The 693-nt window shown below is 68.5% G+C and carries 1 protein-coding gene; it reads right to left on the reverse strand.

Annotated elements, in window-relative coordinates:
• On the reverse strand, nt 1–693 hold a 693-nt coding region (locus tag AC1D08_RS33675), incomplete at both ends, for a DUF5801 repeats-in-toxin domain-containing protein (protein ID WP_477425354.1).

Consider the following 693-nt stretch of genomic DNA (forward strand, 5'->3'; position numbering starts at 1 on the left):
GTCACCAGATTGTCGGCGTTCAGGCTGACCGGCTCGTTCGGGTCCGTCGTCGGATGGACCACCGCACGCTGCTGGTCGAGCGTCACATTGCCCGACGCATCGGTGCTGACCGTGAACACGATCACGCCGCCGACGCCCGCACGGCCGACCACCTGCCCAGCCTCGAGGCTCAGCACCACCGCCTGGCCGCTCGCCGTGTCGACCAGCCCCGTCGCGCCGGCATTGAAGCCCAGCGCATAGGTGGTCGTGCCGGCGCCATCGGCGCCATARCTCGAGGTGAAGGCGCTGGCGAAGCTCGCCGTCGCATTCGTCGTCAGATCCGTCTCGTCCACCGTCAGCGATGCACTGGCGCCCGGCGCCGAGATCGACGGGCCGTCATCCAGGAAGGTCAGGTTGCTGCCAATGTTCAGCGTCGCCGACTGATGATCGCCATCCTTGTCGGTGATCGTCGCCGTCAGCGTCACCAGATTGTCGGCGTTCAGGCTGACCGGCTCGTTCGGGTCCGTCGTCGGATGGACCACCGCACGCTGCTGGTCGAGCGTCACATTGCCCGACGCATCGGTGCTGACCGTGAACACGATCACGCCGCCGACGCCCGCACGGCCGACCACCTGCCCAGCCTCGAGGCTCAGCACCACCGCCTGGCCGCTCGCCGTGTCGACCAGCCCCGTCGCGCCGGCATTGAAGCCCAGC

Source organism: Mesorhizobium sp. P2_E6 (genome assembly GCF_056403835.1).